Origin of the sequence: Mesorhizobium sp. M2A.F.Ca.ET.037.01.1.1, assembly GCF_003998075.1 — a bacterium.
Taxonomy (GTDB): domain Bacteria; phylum Pseudomonadota; class Alphaproteobacteria; order Rhizobiales; family Rhizobiaceae; genus Mesorhizobium.
Map to the genome: position 1 here is coordinate 1 of NZ_RZSA01000614.1, position 4,111 is coordinate 4,111.

The 4,111-nt window shown below is 64.5% G+C and carries 3 protein-coding genes; all 3 read right to left on the minus strand.

All coding sequences use genetic code 11. The features are described from left to right. Positions 1 to 190: 190 nt before the first annotated feature. Positions 191 to 1,849, minus strand: coding sequence for an acetolactate synthase large subunit (locus tag EOA27_RS25400; protein WP_126080460.1), 1,659 nt, complete (start codon positions 1,847 to 1,849; stop codon positions 191 to 193). Between the two features lie 174 nt (positions 1,850 to 2,023). Continuing rightward, positions 2,024 to 3,430 carry a dihydrolipoyl dehydrogenase gene (gene lpdA / locus EOA27_RS25405; RefSeq protein WP_126080459.1) on the minus strand — a complete coding sequence of 469 codons (1,407 nt, stop codon included), beginning with the start codon at positions 3,428 to 3,430 and terminating at the stop codon, positions 2,024 to 2,026. Between the two features lie 23 nt (positions 3,431 to 3,453). Continuing rightward, the coding region (locus tag EOA27_RS25410) for an SDR family oxidoreductase (RefSeq protein WP_127257552.1) at positions 3,454 to 4,111 on the minus strand (658 nt) is incomplete at its 5' end.

Sequence of the window (4,111 nt, forward strand, 5' to 3'; positions counted from 1 at the left end):
GTAATCAGGCTGCAGCTTGAAAACGAACGGCCCGCCGAAAGGCGGGCCGCTTGTTTATGTCGCTGTCTCCAGCTTCGGAAAATGCTCAAGTAGCACTCCGCAGAGATCTTGGCCGGTCGGCTCCGTTTGCATTGGCAGGTGGCATGCCTTGGAGATTGGCCGAAACGCCCATCGCGATCGTCATTCCAGTCTAATCATCCGACATGGGACTGGCCGGCCAGGGCAGCCGATGGCGCAGCTCTTCGACCAGGACCCGCTCATTCTCCGAATAGTCGATCGGAACGACGACGAGATTGACGCCGCCCGCGGCGAAGGCCTGCTCAAGGGCCGGTCTCAGCTCGGCAATGGCGCCTACCCTGGTGCCCTTGGCGCCATAGGCTTCGGCATAGCGGACGAAATCGGGATTCGCGAAGGTCATGCCGAAATCGGGAAAGTCGTCGACCGCCTGCTTCCAGCGGATCATGCCGTAGGCATGGTCCTCAATGATCAGGACCACGAGGTTGAGCTTCAGCCTGACGGCGGTTTCCAGCTCCTGGCTGTTCATCATGAAGCCACCATCGCCGCAAATCGCCATGACGCGGCGTTCTGGAAAAAGCATCGCCGCCATCATCGCCGACGGCAGGCCGGCACCCATCGTGGCCAACGCATTGTCGAGCAGCAGCGTGTTGGCGACGCGCGTGCGGTAGTTGCGCGCGAACCAGATCTTGTACATGCCGTTGTCGAGCGCCAGGATGCCGTCGGCCGGCATCACCGCGCGCACGTCGTGCACCAGGCGCTGCGGCGTGAAGCGGTCCTCGCTGTCGCGCGCCGCGATGCGGTTCAATATCCCCTCGCGCAGCGGCAGCAGTGCCTGTGCGTTGGGAATGTTGCCTTCCAGGCGGTCGGCCAGCAGCCTGAGCGACGCGCCGATATCGCCGATCACCTCGGTTTGCGGGAAATAGACCTGCTCGACAGTGGCCGGCTGGTAGCCGACATGAATGACCTTGGGACCGTCGGCGCCCATGATGAAGGGTGGCTTCTCGACCGTGTCGTGGCCGATCGTGATGATGAGATCCGCCCGCTCGATCGCCTCATGCACATAGTCGCGCTCGGACAGGGCGGCTGTGCCCATATAGAGCTCGGTCCCACCCGGCACCGTGCCCTTGCCCATCTGGGTGGTGAAATAGGGAATGCCGGTCCGCAGGACGAACTGGGCGAGGTCCGAGGTCGAGCGCGGCCGCGAGGCGGCGGCGCCCATCATCGCCAGCGGCCGCTCGGCCTCGATGATCATACGCGCGGCGCGGTCGAGCGCAAGCGGGCTCGCCAGCGGCAGCTCGACCGGGTGCGGCGGAATCGGTGCCACCGCGTCGCATTCCTCGGCGGCGATGTCTTCCGGCAGCTCCAGATGCACCGGTCCCGGCCGCTCCTCGCCGGCCACCCGGAAAGCCTCGCGCACCACGCCCGGGATCATCCTGGGCGAAACGATCTGACGCGAAAGCTTGGTCAGGGGTTTCATCGCCGCGACGACGTCGACGATCTGGAACCGGGCCTGCCTGGACGACCTGACGCCCTTTTGTCCGGTGATCATGACCATCGGCATGGCCCCGAGCAGCGCGTAGGCCGCGCCTGTGGTCAGGTTCAAGGCGCCCGGGCCAAGCGTGGTGATGCAGACGCCGGGCCTGCCGGTGAGCCGGCCGTGGGTGGCGGCCATGAACGCGGCCGCTTGCTCATGGCGGGTCAGGATAAGCTCGATCGAGGATTTGCGAATGGATTCGACGACGTCGAGGTTCTCTTCGCCCGGTATGCCGAAGATGCGGTCCACGCCTTCATTCTCGAGGGCGGCAACAAGCAGATCGGAGCCTTTGGACACGAGGTATCTCCTGGAGCGTTTCACCGTTTCATAGAAACGGCGAACCGCTCTATCTCTTTGTTTTTACGCAATTCCGGACGGAATACCGCTCACACTTTTCCTGGAATTGCTCAAGCGAACCTTGCGAGACGAGCCATGCCGAACGCTGACGCGCATCGCGCTTCGGTTCGGGATCTAGATATGAATAGGCTTGAAGAAGGTCGCCAGCGCCGCTTCCTTCACCGCTTCCGACATCGTCGGATGCGCGTGGCAGGTGCGGGCGAGGTCCTCCGACGAGCCGCCGAACTCCATCAGCACCGCCGCCTCGTGGATCATCTCGCCGGCGCCGAAGCCGACGATATGGACACCGAGCACGCGCTCGCTCACCTTGTCGGCCAGGATCTTGACGAAGCCGTCGGTGTGCAGCATGGCGCGCGCGCGGCCATTGGCGCTGAACGGGAATTTGCCGGCCTTGTAGTCGATGCCGGCCTTCTTCAGCTCCTCCTCGGTCTTGCCGACGGAGGCGATCTCCGGACTGGTGTAGACGACGCTTGGGATGACGTCGTAGTTCACATGCCCGGCCTGGCCGGCGATGGTCTCGGCGACGGCGACGCCCTCGTCCTCGGCCTTGTGCGCCAGCATCGGTCCGGCGATGACGTCGCCGATGGCATAGATGCCGGGCACGTTGGTCCTGAGATGCGCGTCGGTCTTGACCCTGCCGCGCTCGTCTAGCTCGACGCCGGCCTCCTGCAGCCCGAGGCTGTCGGCATAGGGCCGGCGTCCGGTGGCGACCAGCACCACATCCGCCTCGATCGTCTCAGTGGCACCGCCCTTGACCGGCTCGAAGGTCACGGTCGCGCCCTTCTTGGCCTTGGCCACACCCGTGACCTTGGCGCCGAGCTTGAACTCGAAGCCCTGCTTGGTGAGCAGCCGCTGGAACTGCTTCGATACCTCACCGTCCATACCGCCCAGGATGTTGTCCAGGAACTCGACCACCGTGACCTTGGCGCCGAGCCTTGCCCACACCGAGCCGAGCTCCAGCCCGATGACACCGCCGCCGACCACCACGAGACGCTCCGGCACCTTGGCCAGCGACAGCGCGCCGGTAGAGGACACGATCACCTTCTCGTCGAAATCGACCTTGACGCCCGGAATGCCGGCGACATCCGAGCCTGTGGCGATGACGACATTCCGGGTCTCGATCTCCTCGACCTTGCCGTCCTCGCCGGTCACCGAAACCTTGCCGGCCGAAATCACCTTGCCGGTGCCGCGGAAGCTATCGATCTTGTTCTTCTTGAACAGGAAGGCTACGCCGTTGACGTTTGACGCCACCGTCGTGTCCTTATGCGCCATCATCTTCTTCAGATTGAGCTTCGGTGCCGGTATCTCGACGCCCAGCGTATCGAAGGCATGGCCAGCCTCGGCGAACATCTCGGAGGCGTGGAGCAGCGCCTTCGACGGGATGCAGCCGATGTTGAGGCAGGTGCCGCCGAAGGTGGCGTTCTTCTCGACCACCGCCGTCTTCAGCCCGAGCTGCGCCGCCTTGATGGCACAGACATAGCCGCCCGGTCCCGATCCGATGATTACGACGTCATAAGCCATGGTCTTGTCCTTTGCTTTGGCGCCTATCGGCCGCCGCTCACATTGAGGATCGCGCCCGTTGTATAGGAGGCCGCGTCCGACAGAAGATAGAGAACCGCGCTGGCGACTTCGTCCGCCGTGCCGGCGCGTCTCATCGGCAGCATATCCTGCATCCGCGCCACGCGGTCCGGCTGGCCGCCGGAAGCATGGATTTCGGTCTCGGTGATTCCGGGGCTGACCGCATTGACGCGGACACCTTCCAGCGCGACTTCACGCGCGAGCCCCATGGTCATGGTGTCGATCGCGCCCTTGGAGGCGGCGTAGTCGACATATTCGCCGGGCGAGCCCAGCCGGGCGGCAGCGGAGGAGATGTTGACGATGGCGCCACCCTTGCCGCCATGCCGCGTCGACATGCGCTTCACCGCCTCGCGGGCGCACAGGAACGAGCCGACGACGTTGATGCGCATCATGCGCTCCAGCCGCTCGACACTCATCTCGTCGACCCGCGCCTTGACGTCGACGATGCCGGCATTGTTGACGAAAGCGTCGAGCCGGCCGAAGGCCCGGTCCATCGCTTCGAACATCCCGATGACATCGGCTTCGTTGCCGACATCGCCCTTCACTGCGAAGGCATCTCCACCCGCGGCCCTGAGCTCGGCGACCAGCGCGTCCACCGCGACCTGGTTGGAGACGTAGTTGACC

Bases quoted from the DNA above. Each gene is read 5' to 3' on its own strand.
- lpdA (WP_126080459.1), bottom strand. From the start codon at position 3,430: ATGGCTTATGACGTCGTAATCATCGGATCGGGACCGGGCGGCTATGTC.